Annotated in this window: 14 protein-coding genes and 1 pseudogene; 9 read left to right on the plus strand and 6 right to left on the minus strand. The window is 61.0% G+C overall.

Translation table 11 applies throughout. The features are described from left to right. Positions 1 to 20 precede the first annotated feature (20 nt). Together Q1B16_RS11010 and Q1B16_RS11015 are read left to right on the plus strand one after the other, a co-directional pair. A complete protein-coding gene (locus Q1B16_RS11010) occupies positions 21 to 488 on the plus strand; it encodes an SRPBCC family protein (RefSeq protein ID WP_299788025.1) in 468 nt (155 codons plus the stop codon). Beyond that, positions 485 to 1,291: a DUF4198 domain-containing protein gene (locus Q1B16_RS11015; protein ID WP_299788028.1), complete on the plus strand. Its 807-nt coding sequence runs from the start codon at positions 485 to 487 to the stop codon at positions 1,289 to 1,291. Before Q1B16_RS11010 ends, Q1B16_RS11015 begins: the two co-directional genes overlap by 4 nt. Positions 1,292 to 1,303: 12 nt before the next feature. Here the strand turns inward: Q1B16_RS11015 and hemC are convergent, their stop codons facing one another. Next, positions 1,304 to 2,254: a hydroxymethylbilane synthase gene (gene hemC, locus Q1B16_RS11020; RefSeq protein WP_299788031.1), complete on the minus strand. Its 951-nt coding sequence runs from the start codon at positions 2,252 to 2,254 to the stop codon at positions 1,304 to 1,306. 101 nt (positions 2,255 to 2,355) lie between these two features. Here hemC and hemE point away from each other — a divergent pair, with 101 nt between their 5' ends. Further along, a complete protein-coding gene (hemE, locus tag Q1B16_RS11025) occupies positions 2,356 to 3,390 on the plus strand; it encodes a uroporphyrinogen decarboxylase (protein ID WP_299788034.1) in 1,035 nt (344 codons plus the stop codon). Here the strand turns inward: hemE and Q1B16_RS11030 are convergent. Then, entirely contained in the window at positions 3,387 to 4,367 is a 981-nt protein-coding gene (locus tag Q1B16_RS11030) for a DMT family transporter (RefSeq protein WP_299788037.1), read from the minus strand. The genes hemE and Q1B16_RS11030 overlap by 4 nt on opposite strands. Positions 4,368 to 4,515: 148 nt before the next feature. Between Q1B16_RS11030 and Q1B16_RS11035 the strand changes: the two genes are divergently transcribed. Both Q1B16_RS11035 and Q1B16_RS11040 read left to right on the plus strand, forming a co-directional pair. After that, entirely contained in the window at positions 4,516 to 5,448 is a 933-nt protein-coding gene (locus tag Q1B16_RS11035; protein ID WP_299788040.1) for an ABC transporter ATP-binding protein, read from the plus strand. After that, on the plus strand, positions 5,445 to 6,206 hold the full coding sequence (locus tag Q1B16_RS11040; RefSeq protein WP_299788043.1) for an ABC transporter permease: 762 nt from the start codon (positions 5,445 to 5,447) through the stop codon (positions 6,204 to 6,206). The genes Q1B16_RS11035 and Q1B16_RS11040 overlap by 4 nt, the downstream gene beginning before the upstream one ends. Before the next feature lie 46 nt (positions 6,207 to 6,252). Here the strand turns inward: Q1B16_RS11040 and Q1B16_RS11045 are convergent, their stop codons facing one another. Together Q1B16_RS11045 and Q1B16_RS11050 are read right to left on the minus strand one after the other, a co-directional pair. Then, entirely contained in the window at positions 6,253 to 6,582 is a 330-nt protein-coding gene (locus tag Q1B16_RS11045) for a 5-aminolevulinate synthase (RefSeq protein ID WP_299788046.1), read from the minus strand. Positions 6,583 to 6,704: 122 nt separating this feature from the next. Next, on the minus strand, positions 6,705 to 7,766 hold the full coding sequence (locus tag Q1B16_RS11050) for a YeeE/YedE family protein (protein ID WP_299788049.1): 1,062 nt from the start codon (positions 7,764 to 7,766) through the stop codon (positions 6,705 to 6,707). Here Q1B16_RS11050 and Q1B16_RS11055 point away from each other — a divergent pair. Next, entirely contained in the window at positions 7,765 to 7,986 is a 222-nt protein-coding gene (locus Q1B16_RS11055) for a hypothetical protein (RefSeq protein ID WP_299788052.1), read from the plus strand. The two genes, Q1B16_RS11050 and Q1B16_RS11055, sit on opposite strands and share 2 nt — an antisense overlap. Positions 7,987 to 7,995: 9 nt before the next feature. After that, positions 7,996 to 9,228: an MFS transporter gene (locus Q1B16_RS11060; RefSeq protein WP_299788055.1), complete on the plus strand. Its 1,233-nt coding sequence runs from the start codon at positions 7,996 to 7,998 to the stop codon at positions 9,226 to 9,228. Here the strand turns inward: Q1B16_RS11060 and Q1B16_RS11065 are convergent. After that, positions 9,229 to 10,824, minus strand: a pseudogene (locus Q1B16_RS11065) (sodium:solute symporter). It abuts the gene before it with no gap. Positions 10,825 to 10,905: 81 nt separating this feature from the next. Between Q1B16_RS11065 and Q1B16_RS11070 the strand changes: the two are divergent. Then, the gene (locus Q1B16_RS11070) at positions 10,906 to 11,781 is read left to right on the plus strand and encodes a 50S ribosomal protein L11 methyltransferase (RefSeq protein WP_299788058.1); all 876 of its coding nucleotides are present in this window, start codon (positions 10,906 to 10,908) and stop codon (positions 11,779 to 11,781) included. 133 nt (positions 11,782 to 11,914) lie between these two features. Further along, positions 11,915 to 12,262, plus strand: a complete 348-nt coding sequence (locus Q1B16_RS11075) for a hypothetical protein (RefSeq protein WP_299788061.1) — start codon at positions 11,915 to 11,917, stop codon at positions 12,260 to 12,262. A gap of 84 nt (positions 12,263 to 12,346) precedes the next feature. On the opposite strand, the gene Q1B16_RS11080 is transcribed toward Q1B16_RS11075, so the two are convergent. Further along, positions 12,347 to 12,538 (minus strand): DUF1127 domain-containing protein, encoded by a 192-nt coding sequence (locus tag Q1B16_RS11080; protein ID WP_299788062.1) that lies wholly within the window; start codon positions 12,536 to 12,538, stop codon positions 12,347 to 12,349. Between the last annotated feature and the right edge of the window lie 119 nt (positions 12,539 to 12,657).

Genomic DNA, 12,657 nt, shown 5'->3' on the forward strand with positions numbered 1-12,657 from the left:
GATCGAATGAGAGCGACCCGATGCAAGTGACAGCCACCGAAGACGTAGCGGCACCAATCGACCACGTCTTTGCCGAACTGACCGCGTTCGATGCCATCGAGCGGCAGGCGCTTCGACGCGGGATCGATGTCCGCCGAAAGTTTCGCACGGGCAGGCCGGCCATCGGCGATGGGTGGGAAGCCCAGTTCCGTTTCCGCGGTAAAGAGCGCACGGCGAGCATCGAGTTGATCGGGTACGAGGCGCCGAACCTCTTGCACTTTTCCGGGGCGTCGGGGGGACTGGAGACATCGACTTTGATCGAATTGGTGCCGTTGTCGCCCAACCGGACCCGGGTGAACGTGACGTTCAAGATGGCGCCGAAAACCCTCTCCGCACGTCTTCTGGTGCAGTCTTTCAAGCTGGCCCGGTCCAGCATCAACACAAGGTTCAAGAAACGCATGGCACAATACGCACGCGACATCGAAGGCAAATTGGCGAAATCGGCATGATGCTGCGAGCGTTGGTTCTGGCCACCTATGCAGTGGGTCTGCCTTTTGCCGCTGGCGCGCATGAATTCTGGATCGAGCCGGACGCCTATCAGGTCGATCCAGGCGAGGCGATGACCGCGCGTTTGCGTGTTGGAGAAACCTTTGCAGGCGCCGAGCAAACCTACCTGCCGCGCAATTTCGAGCGGTTCGATATGCAGTGCGACGGGACCTTGTCAGAAGTCCCCGGCCGGGCGGGCGACCGTCCCGCGCTGAATGTTGAAGCGCCCGAAGAAGGTCTGTGCGTGATCATTCACCAGACCCGCGATTACACGCTGACCTACCGTGACTGGCAGAAATTCGTCAATTTCGTCGAGCACAAAGATTTTGATGGTGTCCTCCAAGACCATGCCGCGCGCGGATTGCCCGAGACGGATTTTGTCGAGCTGTATAGCCGCTACGCCAAAAGCCTGATCGCGGTTGGCGATGGGGCTGGGGCCGATACAGAGGTCGGTTTGCTGACCGAGATCGTGGCCGAGGCGAACCCCTATACCGACGACTTGTCAGAAGGCTTGCCGCTCCGCGTGCTCTTCGATGGCGCGCCGCGGGAGGATGCGCAGGTCGAGCTGTTTGCCAAGGCTCCGGACGGACAGGTCGATGTGACGCTGCACCGTACGGACGGCGAGGGGCGCGTGACCATTCCGGTGCAAGCGGGGTATGCCTATCTGGCGGATGCCGTCGTGTTGCGCGCGCTGTCCCCCGAAGAGGACGATGATCCTGTCTGGGAAAGCCTTTGGGCGTCGCTTACCTTTGCCGTTCCGGAGTGATCGGCGCGGCGATCAGGTGCCGTGCCAGTCGAAAAAGCCCGGACCCGCGCGGTCAAGCAATGTGAGTGCCAGCGATTTGCCCATTTCGGCACCGTCCGCGATCGGACCGCTGACTTCATCCGCATGAGAGACCGACCCGTCCGGGCGCAACACCTCGCCCCGCAGATGTAGGCTGTCGCCGTTCAGTTCGGCCAGACCGGCAATCGGGGTCTCGCAGGAGCCGTCGAGTTCGGCGAGAAACGCGCGTTCGGCAGCGAGCCGTTGTCCGGTTTGCGTGTCATAGATCGCTTCCAGCATTTCGGCGGCGCGGCTGTCGTTGGCGCGGCGTTCGATGCCGATAGCGCCTTGGGCCACGGCGGGGAGCATGTCGGTCGTGTCGATGGCGGTTTTCGGCACCTCGTCCATGCGCAGCCGGTTCAGCCCGGCCATCGCGAGGAAGGTGCAGGAGGCCACGCCGTCATCCAGCTTTTTTAACCGGGTTTGCAGGTTGCCGCGGAATTCGACCACGTTCAGATCGGGCCGCCGGTTGAGCAACTGCGCACGACGGCGCAGCGAGGATGTGCCGACAATCGCGGCCTCCGGCAATTGGGCGATCCCGGAAAATTCGGGCGAGATGAACGCGTCGCGCACGTCTTCGCGCGGCAGGTAGGTGTCAAGCAGCAGACCCTCGGGTTGCAGCACCGGCATGTCCTTCATCGAATGGACCGCGATGTCGATCTTGCCCGACAGCATGTCGTCTTCGATCTCGCGCGTGAAAAGCCCCTTACCGCCGATTTCCTTCAAGGGGCGGTCGATGATCTTGTCCCCGGTCGTCTTGATGACAACGATGGTAAACGCCTCGAAAGGCAGATCAAAAGCCTTGGCAAGCCGTTCGCGGGTTTCGTTTGCCTGGGCCAGCGCAAGCGGGGAACCGCGTGTGCCGATCTTCAGGGGTTGGTCGGGTGTAGGCAGATCAATCGTCATGAATCGATCTTTATGCGTGTAAACCTGTCCTGACAACCATGCTTGTCTTGACATATGCCTTTCGACGGTTGATCCGAAGGCATGAGACAAGGAAAGACCTGATGAGCCAGACAAAAACCATCCTGCGTGCCCTTGCGGGCGAGACCCTTCCGACCCCGCCGATCTGGATGATGCGTCAGGCCGGGCGCTATCTGCCCGAGTACCGCGCGACCCGCGCGCAGGCCGGGGATTTCCTGTCCTTGTGCTACAATTCCGAACTGGCCGCCGAAGTCACCTTGCAGCCCATTCGCCGCTACGGGTTTGATGCGGCGATCCTTTTTGCCGACATCCTCCTGTTGCCGCAGGCGCTGGGCGCGGACCTGTGGTTCGTCACCGGCGAGGGGCCGCGTTTGTCGACGATCACCACGCAGGCCGAGTTCGACAAGCTGGGCCGTGGTGAGATGATCCATGACACGCTGAACCCGATTTACGAAACCGTGCGGATTTTGCGGCGCGAATTGCCGGAAGAAACAACTTTGATCGGTTTCGCAGGTGCGCCCTGGACGGTGGCCACTTACATGATCGCGGGCAAAGGCACGCCTGATCAGGGGCCTGCACATGCGCTGAAGGACGAAAACCGCGCGGTGTTCGAGGCGATCATCGACCGGCTGACCGAAAGCACGATCGACTACCTTTCAGCGCAGATCGACGCCGGTGCCGAAGTGGTCAAGATCTTCGACAGCTGGGCCGGGTCGCTCAAGGGCGAGGACTTTCAGCGCTACGCGCTCGAACCCGCCAAGACCATCACCCAAGAGATCAAGCGCCGCCATCCGGGCATTCCGGTCATCGCCTTTCCACGTCAGGCCGGTGACAATTACATCGGTTTCCATGCCGCCACGGGCGCGGATTGTGTTGCGGTCGATGACAGCGTCAGCCCGGAATGGGTGGCCGAACACGTGCAGCCGGGCGGCTGTGTGCAAGGCAATCTTGCCTCGCGTCACATGGTGACGGGTGGGCAGGCACTGGTGGATGAGACCCGCAAGGTGGTGGACGCGCTCAAGAACGGGCCGCATATCTTCAACCTTGGACACGGGATCACGCCGGATGCGGACCCGGAAAACGTGCAGTTGATGATCGACACGGTGCGCGGCGGCTAACGTCGCGCGGCCACGTGTTTGCTCGCCGGGGTGCGTTTGCCTTTCTGGCGTTCGCGCAGAAAGACAAAAAGCCCCGCGCCAAGGATCATGGCGCACCCCGCCCAGATCGCCGGTGTCGGCCATTCGGCAAAGAACAACCACCCCCAGAAGATCGCCAGCGGCAGCCCGATATATTCGAAGGGCGCGATGCTGGCCGATGGGGCCATGCGATAGGCCGAGGTGATGCAATAGGCGACGATGCCGTTGCAGATGCCCGTCAAAATGAACAGCGGCCAATCCTGCGCCGTGGGCCAGACCCAGGCGCGCAGCAGGAAGTGCAGGCTGGGCGCGTCCGGTCCGGGATCGGCCTGACCCTGACCGACGATCAGGTAGAAGAGGCCAGAAACCAGCAGAAACATCAGTTGGTTGTAGATGGTCAGCGCCGCCGCGGTGCTTTGCACCCCCAGCGCACGGGTCATGACCGCCATTGACGCATAAAGCGCCGCCGCGATCACCGGTAGCGCGAAGAGCCAGGGCGGGCCGTAATCCGATCCGCTGCTCCACGGCTCCTGCATGACGATGACACCCATGAATCCCACAACGATGGCGCTCAGTCGCAAGGGCCCGACCTTTTCGCGCAGGAAGAGGAAGGAAAATAGCGTGATGAAGAGCGGCCCAACGTAAAACAGCGCCGTGGTCAGCCCGAGCGGCAGCGCGGCAAGCGAGGCGAAGAAGGTCATGTTGGCCGCCACCAGCGTGAGGCCACGCAGGATATGCAGACCGGGGCGCGAGGTGCGCAACAGCGTCAGACCACCTTCGAGATGCAGCATCAGGAAGGACAGCCAGATCCCGATAGCCGTGCGCGTGAACACGATCTGGTGCAGCGGGTAGCCCCCCGACAGCGCCTTGATCAACAGGTCGTTTACCGAAATGGCAAAGACGCCTACGCAAATCAGGGTGATGCCGCGCGCAACGCTGGAGTCGGTCTGGGTGGTCATGGGTCCTGACTAGTGCGGACGGCGACCGAGGTCAGCCTCAAAAACGACCTGCACAGCGCATGCGTGCTGATGCACGTCTTTCGGGATTGCGTCTTTGGCGTGCGGGACTAGGTTGCGCCCTTGTTCGACGACAGGGGAGGACCGAGCCATGCCGATGGTCCGAATTTCAGATGTGCGCAAGGCCTATGCCGACGGGTTCGAGGCGCTCAAGGGTGTGTCCCTCGACATTCACGAGGGCGAGATCCTCGCGCTTCTTGGCCCCAATGGTGCGGGCAAGACGACGCTGATCTCCACGATCTGCGGGATCACGCAGCCCACCTCCGGCTCGATCACCGTGGGCGGGCATGATGTTGTGGCCGACTATCGCGGCGCACGGTCGTTGGTGGGTCTGGTGCCACAGGAGATCAATCTCGAGCCATTCGAGCGGGTGATGAACACGGTAAGGTTTTCGCGCGGGTTGTTCGGCAAACCCAAAGATGATGCGTTGCTGGAACGGATCCTGCGGCAGTTGTCGCTGTGGGACAAACGGAACAACCGCATCATGGAGCTCTCGGGCGGGATGAAGCGCCGGGTGCTGATCGCCAAGGCGCTGTCGCATGAGCCGCGCGTCCTGTTCCTCGATGAGCCGACCGCCGGGGTCGATGTCGAGTTGCGGCGCGATATGTGGGACATCGTGGCGGGGCTGAAAGAGGCGGGCGTGACCATCATCCTGACCACCCATTACATCGAGGAAGCCGAGGCGATTGCCGACCGGGTCGGGGTGATTAACAAGGGGCAGATCCTGCTGGTCGAGGAAAAGACCGCGCTGATGACGCGGCTGGGCCAGAAAGAGCTGCGCATCGAATTGCACGACCCCGTGGCCGAGATGCCCGCCGCACTTGCGGATCGCGGGTTGCGGATCGAGGAGGGCGGGCAGGTGCTTGTCTATACCTACGATACCACGCAGGACCGCACCGGTATCGCCACGCTGATCCGAGAGATCAGCGAGGCGGGGCTTGTGCTGCGCGACTTGCAGACGCGGCAGAACTCGCTCGAGGATATCTTTGTCGGGCTGGTCACCGAACAGGAGGACGCGGCATGAACTGGCAGGCGATCCGCGCGATCTACGTGTTCGAGATGTCGCGCTTCTTTCGGACATTGATGCAAAGCTTCGTGTCGCCGGTGATCTCGACGTCGCTGTATTTCGTGGTCTTCGGGGCCGCCATCGGCAGCCGTATCGACGAGGTTGACGGCGTATCCTATGGCGCCTTCATCGTGCCGGGGTTGATCATGCTGTCGGTGATGACGCAGGCGATCTCGAACGCGTCTTTCGGCATCTATTTCCCGAAATTCATCGGCACGATCTATGAGTTATTGTCGGCGCCCATCAACTTTCTGGAAATCGTTATGGGCTATGTGGGGGCCGCGGCGACCAAGGCGTTGTTCATCGGGGTCGTGATCCTTGGGACCTCGGCGCTGTTCGTGGACCTGACGATCCAGCACCCGCTCGCGATGCTGGCCTTTATGGTGCTGACCTGCCTGAGCTTCGCGCTGTTCGGCTTCATCATCGGGATCTGGGCGGGCAATTTCGAACAGTTGCAGTTGATCCCGCTTCTTGTGGTGACTCCGCTCGTGTTTCTTGGCGGGTCGTTCTATTCGATTTCGATGCTGCCGCCGGTCTGGCAGACGATCTCGTTCTTCAATCCGGTGGTGTACCTCGTGTCCGGCTTCCGCTGGTCGTTCTTCGGTCTGGCGGATGTGCCCATCGGATTGTCGCTCTTGGCGATTTCGGGCTTCACCGTTCTGTGCCTCGTGATCATCTGGCTGATCTTCAAGACGGGCTGGCGCATCCGGCAGTAAGCGCTGTGGTTCCGCGCTCTGATCTATTCGCGGATATAAGGCCGCTTCAAAAGCTGACGATGACCACCCCTGTCACGACCAAGGCCCCTCCGGCGAGTTCGCGGGTGGAGAGGGGCTGCCCGACAAAGTAGGTCGCAGCGAGCACGAGGAGCGTCTCGGTCGCGATGATCGCGATATAGGCGATGCCCAGATCCACCTGTCGCAGGAGCAGGATCTCGGCCGTGACCACAGCCGTCAGCAGAAGGGCAATCGCGCTGAGCACGAAAAGGGTCGTGCTTTCTGACGCGATTTTCATCAAGAGCGTGGCGACCGCGTACCCAACACCGGCCGTGATCGCCAAAAGGGTTTTGTTCGAAAAGAGATCGACAACAAGCATAATGTCACCGTTCGAAAATGTGCGAAATCAGAAATCAATATCCTTGAGGATAGCATGATTTCGGGTCATGCGGAGAGAGGAATCCTCAACTCACACTGAATTCGCACTTTTGAACGGCGTGGTCAGACCGCGGCAGGTTGGCCGCGACCGCCCATGACAAGGTCCATGCTCATCCCGCCGATCCACATGCAGAAGAGCGCGAGCCACGCGGTGCCGGCAAAGATCGACCCTCCGGTGACGCCTGCACCAATCGCGCAGCCGCCTGCGAGCATGCCGCCGAACCCCATCAGGGCCGCACCGATCATCGCGTTGCGCATGGGCGTTGGGCCTTCGAAGCCCTGGAACTTGAGCTCTCCGGTGAAGAACGCGGCGAGGAACGATCCGATCACCACGCCCGGCACCAAGCCGACGTCGAATTCCAGGATCGACGAACGGTCGAGGAAGAACATCAAGGTGTTGGCCGAGGGGCCTGTGAAGGTGGCGCTTTCGATCTGCACAGGATCGAAGGCCACGAGGCTGAGCGCGTAGGTGAAGGCCCAGCCCATTGCGACGGCGAACCCGACGCCCGACGCAAAGACAAGCCGCTGCCAGCCGATCTGGTTGCGGCGCGACAGCTCGAGCGCCAAGAGCGCCGTGGCAAGACCGAACACCAGGCCTGAACCTTCGGGCAGGTGAAGCGTGGTCAGCAGGTCCATGTTGCGCCCGCCCTTGGTGATCCACATCGCTGCCAGTTGATCGCGGATCGGGGCCAGCCAGCCGGTGATGCTCATTTGTGCGACCACGGCGAAGATCAGGCCCGAGACCACGGAGCGCAGGTTGCCGGTTGCTGCGAGCACCAGCAAGCGGCCCGAACAGCCGCGCGCCAGAACCATACCCGCGCCAAACATCAACCCGCCGATGATTGCGCCGGACCAGCTTCCGGGCACGGCCATCATGCGCGCCTCGGTCGTGTCGATCAGGCCGAACATCTGTGCCGCCTGCACCCAGACCACAGCGGTGGAGAAGGTCAGAAGCCAGACCGCCACCTTGTCCTGCATCATGCCGCGGGCGAATTCGACCGTGGCCGCGCGCAGGCAGAATCGCGATCGCTGCGCCGCGACGCCGAAGGTGATGCCGGTGACAAGGCCGAACAGCGCCGCGGTGGGAGCTTCGCCGATCCGATCCACAAGGGTGATGAGGTCCATGCCGGTCTCCAATTCGATTTGGCCATGCATGCGCGTGTCTGAATGTAATTGCCTTGATTTGGATCAGATCGCCGCGCCGGAATTTACAAAATCGCAGGGTTTTCGCAGCAGAACGCAGGGAAGTGCGGTGTTTTCAGGAGGTGCGGCGCATGACGTGATCTTGGCAGAAAGCGCATTTGGCGGCTGCTTGACACTCGCCAAAGGGAAAAAGCAGGCGTAAGGGAAAGGAATGAAGCGGATCGTTCCCCTTGCCGAGGCGCGTGACCTGCCGATGTATCGGCGACCCATCACGCTGCTGTTCCTGATGGCGATTGCCATGCCCTTGTCCTTCGCGACATGGTCGGCGCTGCTCAACAACTTCGTCATCGAAGTGGCGCAGTTCGATGGGGCCGATATCGGCTGGCTGCATACGGTGCGGGAAATCCCCGGCTTTCTGGCCGTCGGGGTCATCGCGGTGATCCTGTTTGTTCGGGAACAGACGCTGGCGATGATCTCGCTCGCCATGCTGGGTGTCGCGACGGCGCTGACCGCCTATTTCCCGTCGATGGGCGGGCTGTTGTTCATCACGCTGATCAGTTCGATCGGCTTTCACTACTACGAAACGGTAAACCAGTCGCTGCAACTGCAATGGTTGCCGAAGGATCGCGCGCCGCAGATGCTGGGTCTGCTGGTGTCGGCCGCGTCGGCCGCGACGTTGGTCGCTTATGGCGTGATCGTCGTGACGTGGCGCGCCTACGACCTGAGCTACAACTTCGTCTACATGGTGTCCGGCGCGCTGACGCTGATCATCGTGGCCTATTGCGTTGTCATGATGCCGCATTTCGAAGCGCCCAATCCGCAGATCAAGAAATTCGTCCTGCGCAAGCGATACTGGCTTTACTACGCGCTGCAATTCATGTCGGGCGCACGGCGACAGATCTTCGTGGTATTCGCCGCTTTCATGATGGTCGAGCGCTTTGGTCTGGGGGTCGACCAGATCACCAAGCTGATGCTGGTGACTCTCGTCGCGAATATGGTGCTGGCGCCGATACTCGGGCAGGTGGTGCACCGGTTCGGAGAGCGCAATGCGATGGTCTTTGAATATGTCGGGCTGGTCGTCGTCTTCGTGCTCTACGGCGGCATCTACTGGTTCGGCTGGGGTGTGTTCCTGGCGACCGTTCTTTATATCGCGAACAACATCTTTTTCGCGCTCGCTTTGGCGTTGAAAACCTATTTCCAGAAGATCGCCGATCCGGGCGACATCGCCCCGACGGCCGCCGTGGCCTTTACCATCAACCACATCGCGGCGGTGTTTCTGCCTGCGGTGCTGGGATACCTGTGGCTGATTTCGCCGGGGGCGGTTTTCGCGCTGGCGGCTGGAATGGCGCTCGTATCGCTGATGCTCGCCCTGATGATCCCACGCCACCCGGAGCCGGGCAACGAAACCGTCTTTTCGGTCTTCGCCCCGGCCCCGGCGGAATGATCACCAAAAGCCGATCAGAATTCCAAGCATGGCCGCGACGAGAAGTCCTGCCCAGAGTTTGATATTGGCATAGAACGGCGCGTCATCGGCCATCGCCTCTGTCGCCATTTCGGGAGACCAGGTCACGCTGTCGATATCTTCATCCGGACCGTGATCACCGGCAAGGCTGACCGCGACGAAGATCACCGTGCTGACGGCCGTCATGACACCGACATTCGTGGTGAAATGCAGCGGCCAGTAGCCCAGTTGCGTCGCGATGAAGACGCCAATGGCGATCGCGTGTCCGGCCCCCAAGGTGATGATGGCGGCGTTGCCGGTGCCGCGCTTCCACAGCGCCCCAAGCAGAAAGATTGTCACCACCGGCGGAACCAGGATGGAAAAGGCCTGTTGCAGGTAATCCCACAGACCGCCCATGTCGTCGATGAAGGGCGCCCAGAGAACGGCGATGACCATCAGGATCAGCGTCGTGACACGCCCGATATTGCGCTGTTCCTTCGGGTCGCGGTCGCCCACATCGAGAAAATCGTGGCTGATCAGCGTCGACGAGGAATTGAGCGTCGAATCTACGCTGGACATGATCGCGGCAACCAAGCCCGCCAGCACCAGTCCGGTCAGCCCTGCGGGCAGCACGGTCGTTGTGATCGTCGGGAACACCATGTCCGCATTCTCAAGGTCGGGGACGATGCTGATGGCCATGACACCGGGTAGCACCATGATGAACATGGGGATGATCTTGAGAAAACCACCAAGAAGAGCGCCGCGCTGGGCATCGCGCAGGGATCGTGCGCCCAACACCCGTTGTACGATGTACTGGTTCGTGACCCAGTACCAGAAGCCAAGCAGGGGCACGCCCAGAAACAGTCCCGGCCACGGCAGGATCGGGTCGTCGAGCGGCTGGATCAGGGACAGGTGGTTCGGGTCGGGAATGCTGTCCTTGACCGCTTGCCACGAGAAGTCCATCTGACTGAACAGGATGTAAGTTATCGCGGCGCTGCCGAAAATCAGGACGACAGCCTGCAAGACATCCGTGTAGACTACGGCGCGCAGGCCACCGGATGCGGTGTAGAGCCCAGCGAAGATGCCTATGGCGATGCAAGTTTGTCAGATCGGGATGTCGGGGAAAAAGGTCTGAACGACGACGCCGCCGGCATAAAGCCCACCCCCGGTGTCCACGATCACTGTCAGGATGATCGTGACCGCGATGAAATAGAGCCGCGCGCGGCGATCGAACCGGCGTTCCAGCCATTCGGGGATCGTGGTCACGCGGGATTTGAAAAACAGCGGTGCAAAAATGAAGGCCAGAAGGATCAGCGGGATCCCCGCCATCCATTCATAGGCCGATGTCGCAATACCGGTCGTGTAGGCCGCGCCGGTTAGCCCGATGAGCGTGGTGGACGAGATATTTGAGGCGAAGAGCGAAAACCCGACGACACCCCATGTCAGGGCGCGCCCGGCAAGGAATAGGTCGTCTCCGCTTTCGGTGCGTCGGCTGACCCAGACGCCAATAATGATCACAATTGCGAAGTATGCGGCGAGAACCCAAAGATCGAGTGACGTGATCGCGCCTGCCACGCCTTGCGAGTTGCCGCTTTCCATGCGAAATCCCCGAAATTGCTTGCAGGTACTCAATGAGAATTGATGCTGAACGGTTCCCTCGTTGCTGTCCGGATGTTTGCCATGACAACCTTCACCGCCTTCACCACCCTGTCGGAAAAGACGTCAGCCGAGGCGCTGGGCGAAGCGCTTGAGGGGCTGGAGCCCGAACCCTACGGCGTCGGTGTCTTCGAGATCGAGGACGGCAGCGGGATGTGGGAAGTCGGCGGCTATTTCATGGACGCGCCGGACGACATTGCCCTTGCCCTGCTGGCGGCGGCGCATGGGGCGAAGCCCTTTGTCATATCCGAATTGCCCGAGACCGATTGGGTTGCGAAGGTCCGGCGCGAACTGGTGCCGGTGCATGCCGGGCGGTTCTACGTCTACGGAAGCCACGATGCCGACACTGTGCCCGAGGGGGTTGAGCCGCTTTTGATCGAAGCGGCGATGGCTTTTGGCACCGGACATCACGGCACGACACAGGGCTGTCTGCGCGCGCTTGACCGGCTGATCGAGGCGGGGGTGACGTGTCACAACGTGGCCGATATCGGGTGCGGGACCGCCGTGTTGGCGATGGCGGCGGCGCGAGTTTGGCCCGAGACGGTGCTGGCCAGCGACATGGATCAGGTGGCCGTCGACGTGGCCGAGGCGAATGTCGCGGCCAATGATCTCTCCGGTCGGGTCGTCTGTCTCGAGGCGATGGGATTCGAGCATCCGCAGATTCACGACGCCGCGCCGTTCGATCTGGTGTTCGCGAATATCCTCAAACAGCCGTTGATCGACCTTGCGCCGGATATGGCGCGTCACCTCGCGCCGCAGGGATTCGCCATCCTCTCGGGCATTCTCAACGATCAAGGCGATGAGGTGGCAGAGGTTTATGCACGAAACGGCATCAATACCTGGCATCGCGAAGAGATTGGTGACTGGACGACACTGACGCTCCGGAAAGCCGCTTCATAAACCTGCCGCATTTCCCGGTTCGCGCGGATTTTCGCCGCAATTTCATCGAATTTGCCACGATTGCCCCATTCTTGCCACATTCTGCCCCTATCCCGGTCACATCCGGTGGGGGCCGGAACAAAGGCTGCTTCACATGACCAATCAGCAGGACATGTTTGACCAGAGGTACCGCAAGGTCCTCAAGCGCCACCGCCAGTTGTCGCGTGGCTATGTCACCAAACTCGAAAAGACCGGTGTCATCACCCATCGCCCGATCCGCCATATTCGCGAGGCGGTCTCGTTTTCGGCGCTGCTTTTGCCGTTCGGCATTCTGTTTTTCCTCAAGGCCAGCGTCGTGACGGTGCTGGGCGAGGAAGCCTACCGCCAGCAGGTCGATTTTTTGCGCGAAGGCGGTTTCGTCGAACAGATGGGCGCTGTGTTCATGCAGATCGATCCGATCACCGCACCGCTTTCGCGGCTTCTGGCCTACGTGATCAACTGATCGACCATTCTCTTGCTTGCTCGCACGAAAAAAGCCGTGTCAGTTCTCCTGACACGGCTTTTTTTCGTTGCGCTGATGTATGGATCAGAGCGAATTGATGTCGCCGCGGGTCAGGCCGATGTCATCGAGTTCATGATCGCTGAGCTGGCTCAGCGCGATGCGGGTCTGACGGCTGTCGTTCCATGCGGTGAAAGCGGCAATCAGGGAGGAGATGAATGCACCGAAGCCTTTGCGGCCAGCGGCGTAGGTGGGGCGGGATGTGTCGAAAGCGGCCATGGCCATGTTCCTTGGAAAAAAGATCGGGGTGTGTTTGTCTGAGGCGCACTTAGTTGCCGAATTCCCGGTCTGCAATTGCCCTTTTCGCATAGTTTTTATGCGGTTTGTGCATGGCTCAA

The organism is uncultured Marivita sp., assembly GCF_947488135.1.
GTDB lineage: Bacteria > Pseudomonadota > Alphaproteobacteria > Rhodobacterales > Rhodobacteraceae > Marivita.